Raw genomic sequence first — 22,297 nt, forward strand, 5'->3', positions numbered from 1 at the left:
ATATTCAGCCCTTTCACAAAGGTAATCTCAAATTGTCCAAGCAAGCCTTACGCCTTAGTAATTGGCGCAAATTTAGCTAATAGACGCTTAATCCCCACAGGACTTGGAAAAGCAATATCCAGCTCTATTCCCTCACCCTGTCCTTTTACACTAACAACTGTCCCAGTCCCCCACTTACCGTGTTCAGCTTTATCGCCAACCTTCCAGCCGATATCCTCTCCGCCAGATACTGTTGAAACAGGACGCATGACAGGTTTTCTTGGTGTAGTTGGTGTGGTAAACGTACTCCTTGGCGAACCAAATGAAGTACCTGAGGAGCCAAACGAGGTTCCTGAAGATCCAAATGATCTTCCGCCTGATGATCTTCCGCCGGAGCCAAAAGAACTGCCCGTCCGTTGTTCCGGTACTACGCCGTCAATTAAATCCTCGGGAATTTCCGAGATAAACCTAGAGGCAGGGTTCATACTTGTTCTACCATACAAAGTTCTCATTTGGGCATTGGTTAAAAATAAGGTCTGTTCTGCCCTTGTAATGCCTACGTAAGCAAGACGGCGTTCTTCCTCCATTTCGGCTTCTTCCATTAAGGAACGGCTATGCGGGAATACGCCTTCTTCCATTCCAATTAAGAAGACAACTGGGAATTCTAGCCCTTTTGCGGAGTGCAAAGTCATGAGGGTAATGGAGTCAACCTTTTCCCCATCCTCATCAAGTGAATCAATATCAGCAACGAGCGCCAAATCTGTTAAGAAGGCGACTAGAGTTTTATCATCACTTGCGTCCTCAAAATTTTTCGTTACCGATAATAATTCCTCAAGGTTTTCGAGTCGGCTTTGAGCCTCAATTGATTTTTCTGCCTTCAGCATTTCCCTGTATCCTGATTTATCGAGAACTTCTTCAACTAATTCTGTTACGGATAGGAATTCCTGCATATTCGTATAGTTACGAATTAAATCACGAAACTGAGCTGCGGCTTTTGTAATTTTGGGACTCAACCCAAGCAATTCGACTGACTCTAAAGCCTGATATAAAGAAATATCATGCATTGCTGCAAAGTCGGCAATTTTATCTACTGAGCTCGAACCAATCCCGCGTTTCGGAACATTAATCACACGCCGCAAGCTGATGTCATCGTCTGGATTAGAGATTAAACGTAAATAGGCAAGCATGTCTTTGATTTCTTTTCTGTCATAGAACTTGATTCCGCCGACAATAGAATAATCAATATTTGATTTTAAAAGTACTTCCTCCATTACACGGGACTGTGCGTTAGTCCGATAAAGAATCGCAATGTCGGATAGTTGATAGTTTTTATCGCGCGTTATTTCTTTAATTTTTCCAGCTACGAACTGTGCTTCGCCTTGCTCACTATCTGCACGGTAATAGACAAGCTTGTTTCCTTCCGGATTTTCCGTCCAAAGATTTTTCTTTTTACGGTTTAGGTTATTTTCAATTACCTTATTGGCCGCTAGAAGAATCCGTTTAGTTGAACGGTAGTTCTGTTCGAGAAGAATAACCGTTGCATTCGGATAGTCTTTTTCAAAGGATAAGATATTGGCAATATCGGCGCCGCGCCATCTATAGATGGACTGATCGGAATCACCGACAACACAAAGATTACGGAACCTGCTGGCAAGCATTTTTACCAGCATATACTGCGCCCGGTTTGTATCCTGATATTCATCGACGTGAATATATTGAAACTTGCGCTGATAATATTCAAGAACTTCCGGAACCCGCTGGAATAATTGAATCGTCATCATAATTAAGTCATCAAAATCGAGCGCTTGGTTTTTTCTAAGCTGCTTTTGATAGTCTTTATAAACTTCACTTACCGTTTGTTCAAAATAACCCCCGGCAGTTTTTTCATATTCTTCCGGACCAATGAGTTCGTTTTTGGCTGAACTGATGGATCCTAAGATTGCACGCGGATCATTTTTTTTCGGATCAAGATTTTTATTTTTGAGGATCCCTTTAATCACTGATTGTTGGTCAGTTGTATCTAGAATGGTAAAGTTTCGGTTAAAGCCCATTCGATCGATATCGCGCCGTAAAATCCTTACACACATCGAGTGGAAAGTGGATATCCATATTTCCTCAGCCGCTCCGCCCATCATTTTAGCAATACGTTCCTTCATTTCTCTTGCTGCTTTATTTGTGAAAGTGATTGCTAGAATGTTATAAGGGTTTACACGTTTTTCCACTATTAAATACGCAATTCGATGCGTTAATACTCTTGTTTTACCACTTCCGGCACCTGCCATTAGAAGAAGTGGACCGTCAGTTGCCTTAACAGCACTTTGCTGCTCCGGATTAAGTCCGTTTAGAAGCTTATCTGTTAAAAATTGCACTTATTCCACCACCATTACAAACATTTGTTCTTATTTTTATTTTAGCGTTTTTATCATTGTGAAGCAAATTTCTATCGAACTGCCTTTACGGTTTCAAGGGCCTTTTGGAAATCTTCATAAATCACGTTTCCGACGACAATCACATCGGCATACTTGGCCATTTCGGCTGCTTGTTCAAAGCTTGTGATGCCGCCCCCATAGAAAAGCGTTGTTTTCTCTAGCACCTTTTTCGCTGCAGATGCTACTGCCGGATCACCATATTTACCGCTATATTCTAAATAGAAGATTGGGAGATGGTACATTTTTTCAGCCATCATCGCATATGCCTTAACATCCTCGGCTGTTAAATCGGCATCCGCTTTAGTCAGCTTTGCCGCCTTACAATCCTCGTTTAAGATACAGTAGCCTTCCATAAAGAATTCATTCCAATCCATGACTTCTCCAAATTCCTTAACGGCTTGATGATGCAGACCTGTAATCCATTTAGGATCCCGGCTATTTAAAATGGTTGGGATAAAATAAAGATCAAATCCTGGTGTTACGCTCTCTATACTAGACACTTCAAGGACACATGGAACGGTATAACGGCGGATTCTTGCCATTAAATCGAGGACATTTTCGAGTGTCACTCCGTCTGTCCCGCCCACAATCACTGCATCTGTCCCTGATTCGCAGATTGTTTCTAATTGGTCATCTGTTATTTCTTTATTAGGATCGAGTTTAAAGACATGCCGCCACTCGCGAATATCATACATTGAAGGAATCCTCCATTCATCTTTCCATTACATCATTATAGCATTAGCCGTTTGTAATAAAAAAAGAAAACCATAAATCTATATATAGAAATCATATCCAATCAAAGCGGAAGCGCCTTGAACAGGGGCGCAAGACTACAGACGAGCCAGCGAGAAGGCTGTTCTTTAGCCTTTTTGACGGATTGACCTAAATGTGGAGGCGACTGTTTTGGGACTCTAGGCTAAGACGCACCCTGCAAGAAGGCGCTTTTTGCCTTCTTCATGGGGTGGCTTAGACTTGCGTCCCANNGCCGCAACTGGATAAGCTTAGACCTTAGAGCCTCTAGGCGCTGGAACTGGACGCATCTAAACGTAAAATAAGTATAACAAAGTACTAAAACTCGCAAAAAGAAAAACCGAAGATTTTTGTCTCCGGTCTGTTTTATTCTTTTTCAGCTTTACTTTCTTCCTTAATGCGTTCAAGTACCATTTCATAAGTATCATTGCCAAAATTTAAACAACGTTTTACCCTTGAGATGGTTGCTGTGCTTGCCCCTGTTTCAGTTTCAATTTTATGATAGGTGTTTCCTTCGCGCAGCATTCTTGCTACATCTAAACGCTGTGCTAACGATTGAATTTCATTAATCGTGCATAAATCATCAAAAAAGCGATAGCATTCTTCGAGATCTTGTAAGGAAAGTACAGCTTGAAATAATTGATCAAGCTCTTTTCCACGTAATTTATTAATTTGCATATTCTTTACTCCTTTATTGGAATGTTTATTGTGCATGAAGTGAAACACTTGTATGAAGTCCAGGGGTGGCCGGAACAACATTGACCCACGTATGCCCTTGTACAAATGGTATTTCTTCTCCATTTTTTATCGGAACAATTCTTCCATCCTTATTTGCCCATTCTACCTCGTTCACTTTGCCCATTTGGAGCAAATAGGCTTTCCCCCCCGACTCTAAGTCAATATCTCTTAGACCATACGAATCAATGAGCTTGTGCACCGCTTCTATTATGAAAACATTGTCAAGTAAAATCGGGTCACCTGTTTCCAAGTCTACGGTTTGCTCTCCGGCTGAGAAACGCTTATATTTACCGAGTGTTTGATCAAACTCAAATTTTGAATTAAAAGTTCCTGTCTTTGAATAAGTGATACTGACTGACTTTGCCGCTTGCCCCGTTACTTTTTTGCTTTCTTCCACTGAGTAAAAAGTGAAAGCAGGCGGACTGCTTTTCATCGTATATCCTTTTTGCGCAGCACCTTTTAAAATGTTGTCATAAGTGATATAGGAGTTATGAGGCGGTTTTCTCGAGCTAGATCGCTTAAATAATGTACCATCATATACCATCCCGTTTAAATTATCTACATAGTTACTTTCGAGTAATTGTTTGGCTTCTGGACTGTAGCCATGTGCAATGTAGAGAGCATTTAAACCTTTGGCCAGGTTAATATAATAATCCCGAGCACTTCTTACAGGACCAATAGTTGTAGGTCTCTCACTCTGAAAAACAGCCAGAAAACGGGTTATATCCCCCTCAGCCAGAATCTCGTAAACAATGTCAGCTTTGTTCAGTCCTGATTGGGGTCTTGCTTTTGGATGATTATTGACCATAACTGCAACAGCACGTTGATCTGGTTTGGTTTTAGTACCAATCCCTGTTAACGGATAAAAATAAGGGTCGGCTTTTGCCACATCTTCTGGTTTATTCTCATGTTTCGTATCCGGTTTTTGTTCCTTAACAGGTCTTTTTACCGTTTCCTTACTGGAACACCCTGAAAGTAGTAAAGCGAAAGCTGCCACGGCAACAGCCCATTTTTTCATGAAATGAACACCCCTATTTTATCCATTTTACAAAATCACTTTCACGCTTTAACTCTTTACTTACTTACAGTTTAACGCATTATAGACGGAAAGAGTACTGATTTGTTCATAACATCATACATTCCTTGCTGGGTGATTCGAATGTATGGTAAATGTGTAGCTGAGAAAAAGGCAAGACTATATATCGGATCTGAAAATTTATAGCCGCGTTCTTTCAATTCTTTTAATAATGTTTTCTCTTGTTCTATTAGTTTCTCAATAGGAATGCTAGACATGATTCCGCTTAAGTTTAGAGGTACTTCACAAACTACTTGAGCGTCCTCCATCATCACAATTCCCCCGCCTAATTCTTTCATTCTATTAAAAGCGTTTATGATATCATGCCTGTTTTTTCCAATTAAAATAATATCTCCGGTATTAGAATAAGAGCTGGCAAGAGCTGATAGGTTTGTTGCAAATCCCTTTAAAAGCGTGTTTATTCTCCATTTCCCATAACGGTCAACCAGCATAAAATAACATTCATCTGACTCTTCTGGCAGTTGGTCTGCTGAAGCATCTATTGAGATGGAATAAGGTTTCATGATGACGGAGTTCTCCATCTTGATTCCGAACGGCATGGAAAATTGCAGGTCGTCAAGCGATAACTGCCAATCCATTTCCATTGGCTTAAATCCATATTCATTCCAGTTAATTTCACCATACATTCCTTCCACTTTAACACCGTCACGCTTTACCCATTTACCTTTGGCTAAAACAGAGACCGGTGTTGGATTTTCAATACTTGATAAGAAGTTAATGTTGGCTATACGTCCGGTTGCAATCGCACCATGAAGATGTTCAATTTTATAGTATCGTGCAATATTTACGGTTGCCATATTATAGGCATCTATAACGGGAACTCCCTTTTCGATCGCAATTCGAATCATTTGGTCGATAATCCCTTGCTCGTAAAAAGTGGAGGAGGAACCGTCTGTATTAAACATGAGCCGGTCATAGGCCTCGATTCCTAATCGTTTCATATCATCTAAGATCTCCGGAAGGTCAGGACGAATCGATGAATAGCGTAATGAAACCATATAACCTTGCATAAGCCTGCTGTAAACTTCTTCACCGGTCATGGCCTCATGGTCACTATCGGCTCCTAGCAGCATCATTTTTGCTAATGTTTTTTCGGAAGCACCAGGAAAATGTCCTTCGATTTGCTTACGCATCCGTTTGGCTTCCTGAATCCAATGAAGCATCATATCATCGCCATCAAGGAGTTTTGGCCAGCCTGTTAATTCGCCGCCTTGAAGGACTGCATCGTGCTCAAGCCAGGCCTTTACATTACTATGTGAAAAAATCTCTTCTTCATTCATTAATTCGGTTTGTGAATCAAACCGGCTCCACCAATACATGGAAGTTGGAATTGAGCGTAGATCTCTAAGTAATGAAAACGCTTCCCTTTTTTCCGAATGTAAAATTAGCGCCATATTATCATTAATTAGCGTCGTCGTTCCAAATTGGGATGCATAGGCGGCTAATGTCAGGGGATTATATAATTGAAATGGATGTGCATGTGGTTCAATGTATCCTGGTACAATGATTTCATTGGTGCAATCAATGATTTCACAGTCTTCGATATAAGAAGGCATATTATCGCCAACATAAACAATGCGGTCTTCATAAATCCAGATGTTCGCTCTCATCCATTGGCGAAAGGTCTGATTTAAGTACAGTGCATTTTTCAATAATATTGTTGGGGATGTTTTCCCTTCTAAAACGGATACATGCATGCGTAATTGTTTGTTTTTCCAGCGGTAGCGTTGTTCCAGCATACCATGTCCCTCCTCTAAAAAACTATCTATATAATAATAATAAGTTGATTTAACAATAAAGAAAGCCCTTACAAAAGTTCTTTGATACTTATCTTAACATATTTTACTTTTTAAAGCAGTAAAGTATTGATAAAAATTGTAAAAATGTTGTGAAGGAGTGAACAGGTTGAAAATTACACCAAACATCGGGATTTTGAATGCATTAATTCGGATTACTTTTGGATTAACGATTGTGGCTTGGAGCACTTCAAAGATGGTCAAGCGTCCTTGGAGAGATTCTTATCTGTTGGCTGCTTTCTGTGGGGCGATGAAGGTTGCTGAGGGAATTGTCCGCTATTGTCCTGTGACTGCTTTATGTGAACGGTGGTCGGATATGGTGAAAGAGCATCAGAATGCGACTGATCGGACAGATGAGATGGAAGGGATAGCGGATTTGGATGTGCCTTATAATCCGACTTGAATTTCATTGGGAGCTTTTGGGGTCAATTCATTGACCTCGGGAGCTCTTTTTATCGTTTTTGGTTATTTAACTTACCTTTATTTACATATCTTGTTTTGTTTTGTTTTCTTCTTTTGAAGCAATGAAATCTCTCTTCATTACCTAAATGCATTATGATTACCTTAGGTCAATGCCATGACAAATGTCCGCATGAATCTTTCATGCGGACATTCCCTATTCCATCAAAATTTAACGAACCACCGATACAATCGCCTTCGCACCAATATCCCTGCGATAAAAGGCGCCATCACAATCCAATTTCTCTAACTCCACATAAACCTTCGCTTGTGCATCAGCAAGAGTCTCAGCTTTGCCTCCAACAAGAAGCACCCGGCCGCCTGCTGTCAAAAATTCTCCTGCGTCATTTTGAACCGTACCCGCATGGAAAGTATAAACTTCCTCAGAAAAATCTGCTAATCCCTTAAGTACAGCGCCCTTTTCGTAGTCCCCAGGATACCCTTTTGCCGCAACCACTACACCAACCATTGCCTGCGGGTCCCATTCAAGTTCTGGTCGCTCGCCATTCAAAAGAGCTAAGATAACCTGAACCAAATCGGATTGCAGCCTTGGTAAAATAACCTGTGTTTCCGGGTCTCCGAAACGTGCATTAAACTCAATTACCTTTGGGCCTGCTGCCGTTTTGATCAACCCAGCATATAAAATCCCACAGAAAGAGCGTCCTTCTTGAACCATCGCTTTTGCTGCTGGAATCAAAACCGTCTCAACAGCAGTTGCTACCGTGTCCTCACCAATTTGCGGAACCGGAGAGTAAGCACCCATTCCACCAGTATTTGGACCTTGATCGCCATCATACGCGCGTTTATGATCCTGAGCGATTTCTAGCGGGATGACGACTTCCCCATTCACGAAGGCCATCAACGAGAATTCCTCGCCGTCTAAAAACTCTTCAATCACAACACTTGAAGAAGCCGCTCCAAATTTCGCACCAACGAGCATCTCTTCCACACTCGCTAGAGCTTCCTCTAAAGTCATGGCAACCGTGACACCTTTTCCTGCAGCCAACCCGTCTGCTTTAATCACAATCGGAGCGCCTTTTTCCTGGATATAACTACGCGCCTCTTCAATCGAGGTAAAAACAGCATAATCTCCAGTAGGAATACGATATTTTTTCATTAAATCCTTGGCAAAGGACTTGCTTCCCTCAATCTCAGCTGCTGCCTTCCGAGGTCCAAACACCGCCAAACCAGCTGCCTCAAATTTATCGGATAGCCCTTCAAGTAAAGGAACTTCCGGTCCGATAATCGTTAAGCCTACCTCTTGCTCTTTCGCAAAGGCAATAAGCTCATCATGCTGGGATTCGTCAATCCCGATCAATTCCGCCACATCTACCATTCCAGCGTTACCTGGAGCAACAAATACCTTTTCAACCAACGTGCTTTCGCTGACCTTTCGGCAGATCGCATGCTCGCGTCCGCCACGGCCAATGATTAGTACCTTCATCCATTACACCTCATTTTATGTGTGACTGTGATAAATATGGATGTTGATTTCCGCTTCAGGCACTTCGCTTTCCGCGGGCGGTCCGGGGAGCCTCCTCGGCGCTATGCGCCTGTGGGGTCTCCCCAGCCCCGTACTCCCGCAGGAGTCTGCGTGCCTTCCGCTTCAATCAACATCGTTACAAAATCAACAATTCCCCTTAATAAAGCCTAATGTTTAAAGTGTCTAACGCCCGTAAACACCATGGCGATTCCGTATTCGTCTGCTTTTTTAATCGAATCAGCATCCTTAATCGATCCACCAGGCTGAATAATGGCAGTAATTCCTGCTTTTGCTGCAACTTCAACGGTATCATTCATTGGGAAGAAGGCATCAGATGCAAGGGCCGCGCCTTCTGCTTTTTCACCCGCCTGCTTAAGAGCAATCTCCGCTGAACCAACGCGATTCATTTGACCCGCGCCAACCCCAAGCGTCATGTCTTTACTTGACACAACAATGGCATTGGATTTTACGTGTTTAACCACTTTCCAGCCAAGTTTTAGAGCTTCCCACTCTTCTTCAGTTGGTTGTCTCTTTGTTGGAACAGTGATCGTAGCATCCTCTAATGAATAACGGTCTTGTTCTTGAACAAGCAATCCGCCTTCAATTGTCGTCATTTTTAACTCAGGTTTTTTCACATCATTAAACGGAATGGTTAACAGACGAAGATTCTTTTTGCCTGTTAAAATCGCTAATGCTTCCTCTGAGAAAGATGGCGCAATGATAATCTCTAAGAAAATTTCATGAAGTTTGCCTGCTGTTTCAGCGTCCACTTCACGGTTAAAGGCAATAATGCCGCCAAAAATGGAAACAGGATCAGCTGCAAATGCTTTTGTAAATGCTTCAAAGCCAGTTTGACCAGTTCCAACACCACATGGATTCATATGCTTAACCGCTACAGCTGCAGGTTCTGAGAATTCTTTTACGATTTGCAAAGCAGCATCAGCATCATTGATATTGTTGTATGAAAGTTCTTTTCCATGAAGCTGAACGGCATTGGCAATCGAGAAGGTTGAACCTAACGGCTTTCTGTAAAAAGCAGCCTTTTGATGAGGATTTTCTCCGTAACGAAGTGTCTGCTTAAGGTCATATGTAACCGTTAAGGTTTCAGGTGTTTCTTCTTGTGCAAGGTTTGTCATGTATTCAGCTATTAAAGCATCATAAGCAGCTGTATGACGGAATACCTTAGCTGCCAGCTTTCTTCTTGTTTCAAGCGTCGTTGTACCTTCTGCTTTAAACTCCTCAATCACCGTTGCATAATCTGCAGGATCAACGACAACCGTTAAATATTGATGGTTTTTAGCTGAAGCGCGCAGCATAGACGGACCGCCAATATCAATGTTTTCAATCGCATCTGCTACCGTAACATCTGGTTTTGCGATCGTTTGCTGGAATGGATAAAGATTGACGCAAACTAGTTGAATAGGCTGAATCCCATGCTCTTCTAGCTGTTTTAAATGATCAGGATTATCATGCTTAGAAAGTAAGCCGCCATGGATAAATGGATTTAACGTTTTTACACGGCCTTCTAAAATTTCCGGAAAACCTGTTACATCACTAACACTAAGCACAGGGATTCCCTGCTCTTGAAGAGCCTTTTTTGTACCGCCGGTTGAGATCAATTCAAACCCTAGGCTTACTAGTTCTTTCGCAAAGTCGGTAATTCCATTTTTATCAGATACACTAATTAGCGCGCGCTTTTGTGACATTGATTACATCTCCTTGTGTTAATAGCATTTGAAGTATCTCTGGATATAGTTTGTGTTCAATTTGCTGTATTTTCTTTTGCAGGCTGTCTCTTGTTTCATTTTCTTCCAATCTCACACGTTCTTGAATAATAATGGGACCTGTATCCATCCCTTCATCCACATAATGAATGGTGACTCCGCTCCACTTTGCTTTGGCTGCAATGGCCTGACCGATTGCATCTTTGCCTGGGAAAGCTGGAAGCAGTGATGGATGAATATTAACGATCCTTCCTTGATAGGCACTTAGCAAGGTGGTGCCTATCAAGCGCATGTATCCGGCAAGGACAATAAACTCCACACCATATCTCGTTAATTCTGTTAAAATGGCTTGCTCATATTCTTCCTTATTAGTATAATCCTTTGCTTGAAAAATAAAGCTAGGAATTCTCGCTGCATTGGCACGATCAACCGCATAGGCACCTGGTTTGTCACAGACTAACAGAGAAATTTCCGTCTCTAGCCCGCCTGACTTGACTACATCAATGATGGCTTGAAAATTACTGCCGTTACCAGAAGCAAACACTGCTATTTTTTTCATAGCCGTCCACCTTGGCCCTTAATCTCAATCCCAGCCTGGTCCGTCACAACACCGATTTGATACGCTTTTTCGCCGCACTGTTCGAAATGCTGAAGCACATCGGAGGCAATTTCACGATCCACTGCGATGACCATTCCAATGCCCATGTTAAAAATGTTATACATCTCCTCATAGTCAACTTGCCCATGAGAAGAAATCAATTGAAACACTGGTGGAATCGGCCAGCTTTTTTCATCTATCTTTGCCCCAAGACCCTCAGGCAGCATCCGCGGGATGTTTTCGATAAAACCGCCTCCGGTAATATGGGCCATTCCTTTTAACGGGAACTTTTTCAATGCTGAAAGAATCGGTTTAACGTAAATTTTCGTAGGTTTTAATAACTCTTCTCCTAATGTACAGCCAAGTTCATCAACGAAATCTAGCAATGACCAATTATTAAAAACTTTACGTACAAGGGAATAACCATTACTATGGATACCACTTGAAGCTAAACCAATCAGAACATCACCAGCCTGGATGGTTTCACCTGTAATTAACTGTGATTTTTCACAAGCTCCAACCGTAAATCCCGCAAGATCGTACTCGTTTTGGCTGTATAAGCCCGGCATTTCAGCTGTTTCGCCGCCAATCAGCGCACATCCAGCCTGCTCGCAGCCGTCGGAAATACCTTTTACAATGGCCTCGATTTTTTCAGGCTCGGCTTTTCCACACGCAATATAATCTAAAAAGAACAATGGCTCTGCCCCTTGAACAACGATATCGTTCACACACATAGCCACTGCATCAATCCCAATCGTATCATGTTTATCCATCCAAAACGCAATCATCAGCTTCGTGCCCACTCCATCGGTGCCTGACACCAATACCGGCTCCTTTAATTGCAGTGATGATAGATCAAACATGCCGCCAAAACCGCCCAATCCGCCAATAACACCGGCCCGTGCTGTTCTTTGGACATGCTTTTTCATTCGTGAAACAGCCTCATAGCCCGCTTCAATATTTACGCCAGCCTCTTCATATGCTTTAGCCATGCTGTTCCCCACCTTATTTTTGATAATAGTATTGTAATGTATCAGGATAAATCTCTGTTGGATAATTTCCAGTGAAGCAACCGAGGCAATAGCCATTCGTTCCTTCCTGGCCAAGTGCCTTCATCATTCCTTCGACACTAATAAAGGTTAATGAATCTGCACCAATAAGTTCTCTAATTTGCTCAACGCTTTTATCAGAGGCAATTAATTCCTCTTTTGTCGATGTATCAATGCCATAAAAACATGGATTTTTAATCGGTGGTGAACTGATCACAACATGAACCTCTGTTGCTCCGGCTTCCTTCAACAGGTTCACAATTCGTCTGCTCGTTGTTCCGCGTACAATTGAGTCATCCACCATGACAACACGCTTTCCTTCAACAACACCGCGGACCGCGGAAAGCTTCATTTTTACACCTTGCTCCCGAAGTGATTGTGACGGCTGGATAAAGGTTCTACCGACATATTTATTTTTAATTAATCCCATTTCATATGGAATCCCTGTTGCTTCTGCATAGCCGATGGCTGCTGAAATACTAGAATCAGGAACCCCGGTCACAACATCCGCTTCAAATGGTGCTTCTACTGCTAATTGTTTTCCCATATTTTTACGGGCTGTATGAACATTGATTCCTTGGATATTACTATCGGGTCTTGAAAAATAAATATATTCCATCGTACAAATCGCTTTTGTGGTACTGATGGCAAACCGCTCAGATGTTAAACCATTTTCATTAATAATTAAAAGTTCACCCGGCATAATATCACGGATATATTCAACGCCAATTACATCAAAGGCACAGGTTTCTGATGCCACAACATAAGCATCCCCAAGGCAGCCAAGGGACAGAGGACGTAAACCATGTGGATCGAGAGCAACCATAAGCTCTGTTTCTGTCATGATTAAATACGCGTAAGCACCCTTTAACATCGATAAAGCGTTTTTCACTTGATCCTTCAAATGAGGATAACCGCTTCTTCTAATAAGATGAGCCAAAACCTCTGTATCAGAGCTTGTTTGAAAAATACTTCCCTGGGATTCAAGCTGGTACTTTAGGGAATTAGCATTAACAAGATTACCATTATGAGCAAGCGCAAGACTTCCGGTTTGCGAATGAAATAGGAGCGGCTGGACGTTTTCGTAGCCTCCGCCGCCTGCCGTAGCATAACGAACATGACCGATGGCAGCACTGCCTTCTAAGTCCTTCATTGCTTCAGTAGTAAAAATTTCCGATACTAGCCCTTCGCCTTTTACACCTGTAAGCTTTTTTCCATCGGAAACAACAATGCCGGTTCCTTCTTGGCCGCGGTGCTGCAGGCTATGAAGTCCGTAATAGGTTAACTGTGCAGCATCCTGGTGTCCAAAGACACCAAAGATACCGCACTCTTCATTTAATCCCTTTATTTCAGGCAGCATGGGATTGCTCCTTTCCAGGCAGCTTTCAGTTCTGCCACCGATGCTTTAAGTACAGATGCATCAGCATTTTTGATTTCCAATGTTGAGGTTTCAGTGACAGTACCAATCTGCACTGCTTCTACTAATCTTTCAAACTCATCTTTATGTTCATGTTTTACAGTCAATAAGAAACGTGATTGAGTCTCACTGAATAAAGCAGAGACTGAATTTCCTGCAATCGTTACTTCTGCTCCAAGCTTTTCATTTGCGAAAAGACTTTCTGCTAACGCTACCGCTAGACCACCTTCAGATAGGTCATGAGCAGATTGCACGAATCCTGCACGTATTGCCGCAAGCACTTGATTTTGTCTTTCTTTTTCCATTGTTACATCTAGTTCAGGAGCCTTACCAAATACACGTCCGTTCAGAAGCTTTTGAAGCTCACTGCCGCCGAATTCGTCCTTCGTTTCCCCCACTAGATAAATAAGGTCGCCGTTTTGTTTGAAATGTTGTGTTGTAATATGGTCAAGATCCGTTACTAAACCAACCATCCCAACTACAGGTGTTGGATAGATCGCAGTTCCACTAGTTTCGTTATATAAAGAAACGTTTCCGCCGATAACTGGTGTCTCAAGGACACGGCAGGCTTCGCTCATGCCATCGGCTGCTTTTTCAATCTGCCAGAACACTTCTGGCTTTTCTGGGTTACCGAAATTTAGGTTATCTGTAATCGCTAAAGGCTCTGCACCAGAACATACAATATTACGTGCTGCTTCAGCTACGGCGATTTTCCCGCCTACTTCCGGATCTAAATAGACATAACGTGAATTACAATCCGTTGTCATCGCTAGTGCTTTTCGTGTGCCGCGGATTCTTACAACTGCTGCATCTGATCCTGGAGCAACAACTGTATTGGTACGTACCATATAGTCATACTGCTCATAAACCCATTCCTTGCTAGCTACTGTTGTCTGGCTTAAAAGACTTACTAATGTTTCTTTCAAATCGTCCACTTGAGGAACTTCATTTTCCATTGCTTGAAATTCTGCGAAATAGCTTGGTTCTTTAGATGGCTTGTGATAAACCGGTGCATCTTCCGCTAATGCATCAGCTGGAACATCTGCCACGATCTCTCCTTTATGGAAAAGGCGAACCTGTTTATCGCTAGTTACAGTTCCAATACCTACTGCTTCTAATCCGTACTTTTCAAAAAGATCAACGATTTCTTGCTCTCTGCCCTTTTTAACAACAATCAACATACGTTCTTGGGATTCAGACAGCATCATTTCGTAAGCAGTCATGCCTGTTTCACGCTGTGGAACTAAGTCCAAATTCATCTCAAGTCCCATTCCAGCTTTGCTGGCCATTTCCGCAGACGAACTGATAAGTCCAGCTGCACCCATATCTTGAATACCAACTAGCGCATCAGAATGAATCAATTCTAGACATGCTTCTAACAGAAGCTTTTCCATAAATGGGTCACCAACCTGAACGGCTGGACGGTCCTCATTAGATTGTTCCGTTAATTCTTCAGAAGCAAAAGTGGCACCATGAATTCCGTCGCGTCCTGTTTTTGCTCCTACGTACATAACCGTATTGCCCTCACCGTGTGCCTGGCCTTTTTTAATGTCCTTATGGTCAATAAGTCCAACACACATCGCGTTAACTAGTGGATTTCCTTCATAGCATGGATCAAACTGAATCTCTCCACCAACCGTCGGAATACCGATACAGTTACCATAGCCGGCAATCCCAGCCACTACCTCTTTGAATAAATAGCGTACGCGGGCAGAATCTAGTTCCCCAAAACGCAGTGAGTTCAACATTGCAATTGGACGGGCTCCCATCGAGAAAACATCACGGATAATGCCGCCTACACCTGTTGCTGCACCTTGGTAAGGCTCAATTGCGGATGGATGATTATGACTCTCAATCTTAAAAACAACCGCCTGCTCGTCACCGATATCGACGATCCCTGCGCCTTCCCCTGGTCCTTGAAGTACCCGTTCACCTGTAATAGGGAATTTTTTTAGAATAGGTTTTGAATTTTTATAACTGCAATGTTCCGACCACATGACCGAGAACAGACCTGTTTCGGTATAGTTTGGTGTACGCCCAAGAATGTTTTCAATCAGTGCAAATTCTTCGTCGGACAAACCCATTTGCTGATATACTTTTTCTGCTTTAATCTGAGTAGGATTTGGTTCAAGCGTTGACAACATGTGCTTCCCTCCAAGCTTTTACAATCGATTGAAACATTTTTAAACCATCGGCACCGCCCAATAATTCATCAACCGCTCTTTCTGGGTGCGGCATCATTCCTAGGACATTGCCTTTTTCATTAGTGATTCCTGCAATATCCGCAAGACTTCCGTTCGGATTCTGATTATAGGTAAAAGCAATTTGGTTGTTTGCTTTCAATTTAGCTAGTGTTTCTTCATCACAATAATAATTTCCTTCTCCATGTGCGACAGGGATCATGATGCTTTCCCCTTCGCCATATGCGTTTGTAAACATCGTCTGATTGTTTTCCACCTTTAACTCAACTGGTTTACAAATGAACGATAGGCTTTCGTTCCGTCTCATTCCCCCCGGAAGCAATCCTGCTTCAAGAAGAATCTGAAATCCATTACAAACACCAAGGACTGGCTTCCCGGCCTCCGCTGCTTTTACTACCTCTTTCATCACGGGGCTAAAACGGGCAATCGCGCCTGTGCGCAGGTAGTCACCAAAAGAGAAACCTCCAGGCAGCAAAATGGCGTCAAACTCGTCTAGGTTATCGGCATCATGCCAAACATATTCCACTTCTTCGCCAAGTTCATCCTTAATCGCATGAAACATATCAACGTCACAATTCGATCCTGGGAATACGATCACCGCAAACTTCACTGTGTCACACACTCCTCTACTTCATAACGGTAATCTTCAATAACCGGATTGGCTAATAGGTTCGTACAGATTTCATTAACGACTTCATTAATGTCACGATCTGATTTTTCAATCGTTAACTCCATGAATTTTCCGATACGGACATCTGTTACTTGCTTATAGTTTAAAGAATGTAAGGAATGAGTTACGGCTTTACCTTGTGGATCTAATACACTCTCTCTTAATGTTACATATACCTTTACTTTATACATGCTGATGTCCTCCCAATTTCGCTAAAATAGTTTCATAGGCTTCTGTTAAACTTCCTAAATCCCGGCGGAATACATCCTTATCGAGCTTTTCATTGGTTTCTTTATCCCACAGTCTGCAGGTATCTGGAGAAATCTCATCGGCAAGTAAAATTTGCCCTTCATTGTCTTTGCCGAACTCGAGCTTAAAGTCGATTAAGCGAATCCCGAGCTCATTGAAAAAGCTTGATAAAATTGTATTTATTTCAAGTGCTTTATTCTTTAGGATTTCAAGTTCCTTCACGGTTGCTGCTTTTAGTTCGAGAATATGATCCACTGTCACAAGCGGGTCGCCCAAAGCATCGTCTTTAAGATAAAATTCAACGAGTGGTGTAGACAGTTCTTTTCCTTCTTCGATTCCTAAACGATTAGAAAGTGTTCCTGCTGCGACATTGCGTACAACAACTTCAAGAGGAATAATCGTTACTTTCTTCACCAGCTGCTCGGTTTCTGAAACTCGCTTGATAAAGTGTGAGTCAATGCCTTGCTCTTTCAGCTTTAAAAATAACAAACTAGTAATCTCGTTATTCAATCGGCCTTTTCCAGTAATAGTCGCCTTCTTTTGACCGTTAAAAGCAGTTGCAGAATCTTTATATTGAACCAGTACAACTTGTTCATCGTCGGTTGTAAAAATCTTTTTAGCTTTGCCCTCGTAAAGCATTTCACTCATCCTAACGCACCTCTATTCTTAATATTGGGAATCTTCGGGATATAGGAAGGGCTGATCTTTGCGCCCTTCCTATCCACTTTTTTTATCCGTTTAACCCTAAGCGGTCAAATATTGTATCCACATGCTGAAGATGATAGTTATAGTTAAAGCAATCCGCAATCTCTTCTGGTGAAAGCAATGAAGTAATCTTATTCTCCGCCTCAATTAAACCGCGGAATGGAACTTGTTTCTCCCATGCTTCCATCGCTTTTGGCTGTACGGTATCATAAGCTTCTTCACGTGATAACCCCTTATCAATTAAAGCCAATAGGACACGCTGAGAGTAAATCAACCCTAAAGTACGATCCATATTGCGTTTCATATTCTCTGGGAACACCGTTAAATTTTTCACAATGTTACCAAAGCGGTTTAACATATAGTTCAATGCAATCGTCGCATCCGGAAGGATAATCCGCTCTGCAGACGAATGTGAAATATCGCGCTCATGCCATAGCGGCACATTTTCATAAGCAGTCATCATATAGCCGCGAATCACGCGTGCCAATCCTGTCATGTTCTCTGAACCAATTGGATTCCGTTTATGCGGCATTGCCGAAGAACCCTTTTGACCCTTTGCAAAGAACTCCTCCACCTCGCGTGTCTCACTCTTTTGCAGGCCGCGAACTTCAACCGCGAACTTTTCAATTGAAGTTGCAATCAGAGCAAGCGTAGACATATAGTGGGCATGACGGTCACGCTGTAAGGTTTGTGTTGAGATTGGCGCGGGGCTGGTTCCTAATTTCTCACAAACATATTGCTCTACAAATGGATTAATGTTTGCATAGGTCCCGACCGCACCGGAAATCTTACCAAATTCAACTCCTGCAGCTGCCTGTTTAAAACGCTCAAGGTTGCGCTTCATTTCTTCATACCATAATGCAAGCTTTAAACCAAAAGTGGTTGGTTCAGCATGAACCCCATGTGTCCGGCCCATCATAACCGTAAATTTATGTTCAATGGCTTTATTTTTTAGGATTTCAATAAAGTTTTCGATATCTTTCAATAAGATTTCGTTAGCCTGTTTTAAGAGATAAGATAACGCCGTATCCACCACGTCTGTTGAAGTTAAGCCATAATGCACCCATTTCCGTTCTTCGCCTAATGTTTCCGAAACCGCGCGGGTAAATGCCACTACATCATGTCTTGTTTCTTCTTCAATTTCTTTGATTCTGTCAATATTGAAAGAAGCATTTTCACGTAATTTCTTTACATCTTCCTTAGGAATTTCCCCAAGCTCAGCCCATGCTTCACAGGCAAGTATTTCTACCTCAAGCCAGGCATTAAAACGATTTTCCTCCGTCCAAATAGCTCCCATTTCTGGTCTTGTATAACGATCAATCATTCATTTATCCCCCGATCTTTTGTTTAGCAGTTTCCCAGATGCTGCTTTCATCAATTTCCTTAAGAGCCGTCTCTACGTTCTCACGTAAAATAGTCACATGGCCCATTTTGCGTTTAACCTTAGCTTCCTTCTTGCCGTACAAATGAACTTTCCAGCCATTCAAGTCCGGAATTTCCTTATACAGGTCCTCGAGATGCTCACCTAATAGGTTGACCATTACGGCCGGTTTTAACAACTCTGTACTTCCTAACGGCCAATGGCATATAGCACGGATATGCTGCTCGAACTGCGACGTCTCACAGGCCTCAATTGTATAATGGCCGGAATTATGAGGCCGTGGTGCCAACTCATTAATAAAAATGGTACCATCGCTGTTCACGAACATCTCGACAGCCAGTGTCCCAACAAGCTCTAGCGAATCCGCAATTTGCTTTGCCTTTTGAATCGCATCTAACTCAGTTGCCTCCGAAATTCGCGCCGGAACAATCGTTTTGTGCAAGATATTTTCCTTATGAATGTTTTCAGCTACTGGAAAAATTGCTGTTTCCCCACCCAGCCTTCGTGTCACAATGACTGATATTTCTTTTTCAAAAGGAATCCATTTCTCTAACACACAGTCACCATGCGCTAAAAGAGGCTCTGCCTTCTCTAAGTCCTGCTCTTCTCTAATGACCAGCTGGCCCTTTCCATCATAGCCGCCTCTTGACGTCTTTAACACAGCCGGATACCCAATCTCGATTATTTCTAAAAATAAATCCTGAGAGGTTCTAATGACTGCGTATGGTGCCACCTCCACACCTGCTTGTTGGATGGCTGCCTTCTCCTTAATCCGATCCTGCGTGATTGTGAGAAGCTTTGGCCCCTGCGGTACATAGGCTTGTTCACAAATCCAGCTTAACGTATCCGCATCTATATTTTCAAATTCATACGTAATGACATCACTCACTTCAGCCAAACGGCTGATTGCCTCGCGGTCATCGTAGGCGCCGATCACTTCTATATCTGCGATTTGTCCGCACGGGGAATCCGATGACGGTTCTAAAACCGCAATTCTGAAGCCTTGTGCTCTTGCTGCCAAAGCCATCATTCTCCCAAGCTGCCCTCCGCCGATGATTCCAATCGTTGCACCTGGTAAAATGGTCTGCTTATCCAAGTTGATCACTACTTTCCAATACCTCTTGTTTAGTGGCTTCTCTTCTGGCCTCTAATCTACCGGCAAGTTCTTGGTCTACCGTTGCGATAATTTGTGCAGCTAGCAATCCCGCATTGACTGCACCAGCTTTTCCAATTGCCACTGTGGCAACCGGCACTCCGCCCGGCATTTGGACGATGGACAGCAGGGAATCTATCCCCTTTAACGCTTGGGTTTGAACAGGAACCCCAATGACCGGCAAGGTTGTTTTGGCTGCAACCATTCCAGGAAGATGGGCCGCACCGCCGGCTCCTGCGATAATCACCTTTAGCCCTCTGTTTCTAGCTTCTTCTGCATATGTGAACATTAAATCTGGTGTACGATGTGCGGAAACGACCTTTTTTTCATAGGCGACCTCTAACTGGTCTAAAACTTCACATGTATATTTCATGGTTTCCCAATCTGATTTGCTTCCCATGATGACACCAACAAGTATAGTCATTCTAGATCCCCCTTTATAAGGCAAAATAAAATGCCCGTAACAAATAGCTTCTCGTTGTAAGAGAAAGCCATTTGTCCGGGCATGAAGACGCAAGGAAAATAAAGGGACAAGCCCTTATCCGAACATATTGACTTTCCCTCATAGTCCAATAATTTACGGTTATTGGGTAGAAACTTATGGGCCATATTCCCATGGATATACGAGGGTAAAAATTGTTGTTTGATCTGATAGCTTTATCTTACCAACCATCACCTTAGTATGTCAATAAATTTGTCGAACATTATTTTTAAATACAACTATAATGTTCGTGTTTTACTCAATTAATCTTGCCTCAAAGACAATTTGACGGCCTACAGGTTCATAAATGGTTTCACCGGCAGTTTTTACCTCTTGAAAAATTGGCTTTTCTGTTCGCCGGACGGGAGCATATCCCTGCTGTTTCATCCTATTCAAGCAATCCTCAATACTTTCATTTTCTTGTACCTCAAATTGCAGTTTCTTTTTGCTCATATCAAAACCTCTTTCTAATTTCTGTACACAATATACAAGAAAAGCGTAAGCGCCTTGGTCAGCCCCGNNAAGACGAGCCGGCCGAAAGGTTTGTTTATAACCTTTTGGACGGATTGGCTTATGACCTCGAGGGGCTAGGCGCTGGAGCTGGACAATCATAAAAAGGAGGGTTTTCTTTGTTAAAAAATATTCTAGTTTTAATGCTCTTCGTTATTATTATTCCCACATGCCACATTGCTTACGCCCAAAACACGTCTAAAGAGTTAAAGGCAGCTTTTATCCGTAATCACGATTTATGGATTAAAACTGGAGATAAGGAACAGCAGGTTACCGTTGGAGAGCAGATAAGCTATCCTAAGTGGTCTCATGATGGTAATTGGATCGCCTATTTAAAAGGAAATAAAAAAGACGGGGTGTTTGAGCTTTGGTTGTATAACTCAAAAATGAATAATCACTTTAAGGTTAGAGCCAATGTGGATAACAACTTCCAATGGTCCCCGAATAATAATCGAATAAGTTTTATAATTAATAAAGAATTATACGTGCTTCACCTCGATCCTGCAATTCCCTTTTTAATTTCAGAAATAGCGGAAAATATTGAAAATTTCGCTTGGCTTCCAGATGGTCATGGAATGCTAATTTCGCAAAAGATAAGTCAGCAGATTCATTCGGATCTCATCTTATCACAGATTACCCTTCGAACAACCAAACCAATAGTTAAGCCTATTTACACTATTCCTGTTAATGAAGATGAATACTATGTCAGTACGAGTCCATTTAAATGGTCATACGATGGAAAATGGCTTAGTTTTATATTAATTCCGACTGCGTCTTTATCAGCTGATAGTAACACATTATGTTTGTTATCTGAGGATGGACGAGCTTTTCAGAGGATAGCCAATATGTTAAAAGAGGAAGAATGGTTTCAATGGGCTCCTTCGAAAAATATTCTTGGGTATGTTAAGGGCGTTGGAAGGGAAGCCAATCTGAATAAGCAGGTAGAGGTTGCTGATGTCCTTTCTCTGAAAAAAATCCTACTTACCCCAAAAGGATATGTAGATAGAGACATTTCATGGAAAAAAAACAAGGTTATTTATGTCTCCCGCTCCAAAGAAGACACTCAGGCCGATTTAAATAAAAGACCACTGCCGAGTATTTATCAAATTACTCTTTCTTCTGGTCAGCAAAATCAGGTCACATTCCCGACTAGGCAAGAAGGAGACTTTGCTCCTCATTATATAGGCAATAAACTTCTTTGGATAAGGACAAATAATCATTCTGCCTCTGTATTTGTGCTAGATGATAAGACGGAGGTTAAGTGGATTAAACATTTAAGTATGGCTAGTAGTTATTATAATCGTTGGAATTGGGATGAGGTGTTTAGTGTTTACATCGGTCGCTAATTCAACCCTAAAATTATTGCATGAGAAAAACAAAAAAGACAGTCACTTAAGACTGTCTTTTTTGTGCCTGGCAACGTCCTACT

At 42.1% G+C, this 22,297-nt stretch carries 20 protein-coding genes and 1 riboswitch; of the genes, 2 read left to right on the top strand and 18 right to left on the bottom strand.

What is annotated here, in order from left to right:
• Positions 1 to 47: 47 nt before the first annotated feature.
• From pcrA to COD92_RS01210, 5 genes are all read right to left on the bottom strand, one after another.
• Positions 48 to 2,348 carry a DNA helicase PcrA gene (gene pcrA, locus COD92_RS01190; RefSeq protein WP_098995858.1) on the bottom strand — a complete coding sequence of 767 codons (2,301 nt, stop codon included), beginning with the start codon at positions 2,346 to 2,348 and terminating at the stop codon, positions 48 to 50.
• Positions 2,349 to 2,419: 71 nt separating this feature from the next.
• On the bottom strand, positions 2,420 to 3,103 hold the full coding sequence (gene pcrB / locus COD92_RS01195; protein ID WP_098995859.1) for a heptaprenylglyceryl phosphate synthase: 684 nt from the start codon (positions 3,101 to 3,103) through the stop codon (positions 2,420 to 2,422).
• Positions 3,104 to 3,524: 421 nt separating this feature from the next.
• Positions 3,525 to 3,836: a YerC/YecD family TrpR-related protein gene (locus tag COD92_RS01200; RefSeq protein WP_098530793.1), complete on the bottom strand. Its 312-nt coding sequence runs from the start codon at positions 3,834 to 3,836 to the stop codon at positions 3,525 to 3,527.
• 25 nt (positions 3,837 to 3,861) lie between these two features.
• Complete coding sequence (locus tag COD92_RS01205; protein ID WP_098995860.1) at positions 3,862 to 4,914, bottom strand: DUF3048 domain-containing protein; 1,053 nt, start codon at positions 4,912 to 4,914, stop codon at positions 3,862 to 3,864.
• A gap of 71 nt (positions 4,915 to 4,985) precedes the next feature.
• Entirely contained in the window at positions 4,986 to 6,731 is a 1,746-nt protein-coding gene (locus COD92_RS01210) for an adenine deaminase C-terminal domain-containing protein (RefSeq protein WP_098530795.1), read from the bottom strand.
• A gap of 166 nt (positions 6,732 to 6,897) precedes the next feature.
• On the opposite strand from COD92_RS01210, the gene COD92_RS01215 reads away from it, so the two are divergent.
• Positions 6,898 to 7,191: a YgaP family membrane protein gene (locus COD92_RS01215; RefSeq protein WP_098995861.1), complete on the top strand. Its 294-nt coding sequence runs from the start codon at positions 6,898 to 6,900 to the stop codon at positions 7,189 to 7,191.
• Positions 7,192 to 7,419: 228 nt separating this feature from the next.
• On the opposite strand, the gene purD is transcribed toward COD92_RS01215, so the two are convergent.
• The 13 genes from purD to COD92_RS01280 all read right to left on the bottom strand — a co-directional run bounded on the left by purD (position 7,420) and on the right by COD92_RS01280 (position 20,811).
• Positions 7,420 to 8,691: a phosphoribosylamine--glycine ligase gene (purD, locus tag COD92_RS01220; protein WP_098995862.1), complete on the bottom strand. Its 1,272-nt coding sequence runs from the start codon at positions 8,689 to 8,691 to the stop codon at positions 7,420 to 7,422.
• Between the two features lie 206 nt (positions 8,692 to 8,897).
• Positions 8,898 to 10,436 (bottom strand): bifunctional phosphoribosylaminoimidazolecarboxamide formyltransferase/IMP cyclohydrolase, encoded by a 1,539-nt coding sequence (purH, locus tag COD92_RS01225; RefSeq protein WP_098530798.1) that lies wholly within the window; start codon positions 10,434 to 10,436, stop codon positions 8,898 to 8,900.
• Positions 10,411 to 11,013, bottom strand: coding sequence for a phosphoribosylglycinamide formyltransferase (purN, locus tag COD92_RS01230; RefSeq protein ID WP_098530799.1), 603 nt, complete (start codon positions 11,011 to 11,013; stop codon positions 10,411 to 10,413). Before purN ends, purH begins: the two co-directional genes overlap by 26 nt.
• Positions 11,010 to 12,044 carry a phosphoribosylformylglycinamidine cyclo-ligase gene (gene purM, locus COD92_RS01235; protein WP_098995863.1) on the bottom strand — a complete coding sequence of 345 codons (1,035 nt, stop codon included), beginning with the start codon at positions 12,042 to 12,044 and terminating at the stop codon, positions 11,010 to 11,012. Before purM ends, purN begins: the two co-directional genes overlap by 4 nt.
• 13 nt (positions 12,045 to 12,057) lie before the next feature.
• Positions 12,058 to 13,461, bottom strand: a complete 1,404-nt coding sequence (gene purF / locus COD92_RS01240; RefSeq protein WP_098530801.1) for an amidophosphoribosyltransferase — start codon at positions 13,459 to 13,461, stop codon at positions 12,058 to 12,060.
• Positions 13,446 to 15,662, bottom strand: a complete 2,217-nt coding sequence (gene purL / locus COD92_RS01245) for a phosphoribosylformylglycinamidine synthase subunit PurL (RefSeq protein WP_098530802.1) — start codon at positions 15,660 to 15,662, stop codon at positions 13,446 to 13,448. The genes purF and purL overlap by 16 nt, the downstream gene beginning before the upstream one ends.
• Positions 15,646 to 16,329 (bottom strand): phosphoribosylformylglycinamidine synthase subunit PurQ, encoded by a 684-nt coding sequence (purQ, locus tag COD92_RS01250; RefSeq protein WP_098530803.1) that lies wholly within the window; start codon positions 16,327 to 16,329, stop codon positions 15,646 to 15,648. Before purQ ends, purL begins: the two co-directional genes overlap by 17 nt.
• A complete protein-coding gene (purS, locus tag COD92_RS01255; protein ID WP_098530804.1) occupies positions 16,326 to 16,580 on the bottom strand; it encodes a phosphoribosylformylglycinamidine synthase subunit PurS in 255 nt (84 codons plus the stop codon). The genes purQ and purS overlap by 4 nt, the downstream gene beginning before the upstream one ends.
• Positions 16,573 to 17,286, bottom strand: coding sequence for a phosphoribosylaminoimidazolesuccinocarboxamide synthase (gene purC / locus COD92_RS01260; protein WP_098530805.1), 714 nt, complete (start codon positions 17,284 to 17,286; stop codon positions 16,573 to 16,575). Before purC ends, purS begins: the two co-directional genes overlap by 8 nt.
• A gap of 82 nt (positions 17,287 to 17,368) precedes the next feature.
• Positions 17,369 to 18,667: an adenylosuccinate lyase gene (gene purB / locus COD92_RS01265; protein ID WP_098530806.1), complete on the bottom strand. Its 1,299-nt coding sequence runs from the start codon at positions 18,665 to 18,667 to the stop codon at positions 17,369 to 17,371.
• 4 nt (positions 18,668 to 18,671) lie between these two features.
• Positions 18,672 to 19,820, bottom strand: coding sequence for a 5-(carboxyamino)imidazole ribonucleotide synthase (gene purK / locus COD92_RS01270; RefSeq protein ID WP_098530811.1), 1,149 nt, complete (start codon positions 19,818 to 19,820; stop codon positions 18,672 to 18,674).
• Complete coding sequence (gene purE / locus COD92_RS01275; protein WP_098530807.1) at positions 19,813 to 20,301, bottom strand: 5-(carboxyamino)imidazole ribonucleotide mutase; 489 nt, start codon at positions 20,299 to 20,301, stop codon at positions 19,813 to 19,815. Before purE ends, purK begins: the two co-directional genes overlap by 8 nt.
• Before the next feature lie 121 nt (positions 20,302 to 20,422).
• Positions 20,423 to 20,524: riboswitch (purine riboswitch) on the bottom strand.
• Positions 20,525 to 20,613: 89 nt separating this feature from the next.
• The gene (locus COD92_RS01280) at positions 20,614 to 20,811 is read right to left on the bottom strand and encodes an NETI motif-containing protein (protein ID WP_098530808.1); all 198 of its coding nucleotides are present in this window, start codon (positions 20,809 to 20,811) and stop codon (positions 20,614 to 20,616) included.
• 176 nt (positions 20,812 to 20,987) lie between these two features.
• Between COD92_RS01280 and COD92_RS01285 the strand changes: the two genes are divergently transcribed.
• A complete protein-coding gene (locus tag COD92_RS01285) occupies positions 20,988 to 22,214 on the top strand; it encodes a TolB family protein (RefSeq protein WP_098995864.1) in 1,227 nt (408 codons plus the stop codon).
• Positions 22,215 to 22,297 lie beyond the last annotated feature (83 nt).

The organism is Bacillus sp. AFS037270 (assembly GCF_002585305.1).

Bases quoted from the DNA above. Each gene is read 5' to 3' on its own strand.
- pcrB (WP_098995859.1), bottom strand. From the start codon at position 3,103: ATGTATGATATTCGCGAGTGGCGGCATGTCTTTAAACTCGATCCTAAT.
- COD92_RS01200 (WP_098530793.1), bottom strand. From the start codon at position 3,836: ATGCAAATTAATAAATTACGTGGAAAAGAGCTTGATCAATTATTTCAA.
- COD92_RS01205 (WP_098995860.1), bottom strand. From the start codon at position 4,914: ATGAAAAAATGGGCTGTTGCCGTGGCAGCTTTCGCTTTACTACTTTCA.
- COD92_RS01210 (WP_098530795.1), bottom strand. From the start codon at position 6,731: ATGCTGGAACAACGCTACCGCTGGAAAAACAAACAATTACGCATGCAT.
- purD (WP_098995862.1), bottom strand. From the start codon at position 8,691: ATGAAGGTACTAATCATTGGCCGTGGCGGACGCGAGCATGCGATCTGC.
- purH (WP_098530798.1), bottom strand. From the start codon at position 10,436: ATGTCACAAAAGCGCGCGCTAATTAGTGTATCTGATAAAAATGGAATT.
- purN (WP_098530799.1), bottom strand. From the start codon at position 11,013: ATGAAAAAAATAGCAGTGTTTGCTTCTGGTAACGGCAGTAATTTTCAA.
- purM (WP_098995863.1), bottom strand. From the start codon at position 12,044: ATGGCTAAAGCATATGAAGAGGCTGGCGTAAATATTGAAGCGGGCTAT.
- purF (WP_098530801.1), bottom strand. From the start codon at position 13,461: ATGCTGCCTGAAATAAAGGGATTAAATGAAGAGTGCGGTATCTTTGGT.
- purL (WP_098530802.1), bottom strand. From the start codon at position 15,662: ATGTTGTCAACGCTTGAACCAAATCCTACTCAGATTAAAGCAGAAAAA.
- purS (WP_098530804.1), bottom strand. From the start codon at position 16,580: ATGTATAAAGTAAAGGTATATGTAACATTAAGAGAGAGTGTATTAGAT.
- purC (WP_098530805.1), bottom strand. From the start codon at position 17,286: ATGAGTGAAATGCTTTACGAGGGCAAAGCTAAAAAGATTTTTACAACC.
- purB (WP_098530806.1), bottom strand. From the start codon at position 18,667: ATGATTGATCGTTATACAAGACCAGAAATGGGAGCTATTTGGACGGAG.
- purE (WP_098530807.1), bottom strand. From the start codon at position 20,301: ATGACTATACTTGTTGGTGTCATCATGGGAAGCAAATCAGATTGGGAA.
- COD92_RS01280 (WP_098530808.1), bottom strand. From the start codon at position 20,811: ATGAGCAAAAAGAAACTGCAATTTGAGGTACAAGAAAATGAAAGTATT.